The following is a 299-nucleotide window of genomic DNA, read 5'->3' on the forward strand; positions in this document are numbered from 1 at the left end:
GACAACCTTTAGCCTTTTTTCAAAAAATTATTTTTCATCAATATAACCTTCATCATGAGCGGTTATAAATTGATCTAGTAATTCATATAAAGAACCTCTTGAAACCCGGCAGAATTGAATATTCTCTTTAAAATGGAATCTTCCATATCCTTCTGCAATATTAAGAGTAACTGAGCGTGAGGCTCTTCTCATTTGTGAAACTAATTCAAATTTTTCAGATTGGGGAAATTTTCGAATAAGATCTGAGATTTCCATTCGTAGTTCCCTGGCGGCTTTCCAGCAATTGAGATCCTCGAATG

The 299-nt window shown here is 34.4% G+C and carries 1 protein-coding gene; it reads right to left on the bottom strand.

Annotation, left to right across the window (positions count from 1 at the left end):
* Window positions 1-27 precede the first annotated feature (27 nt).
* A partial coding sequence (locus HC176_RS18920) for a four helix bundle protein (RefSeq protein ID WP_167920513.1) occupies window positions 28-299 on the bottom strand: 272 nt, incomplete at its 5' end.

Source organism: Tamlana crocina (assembly GCF_012037625.1).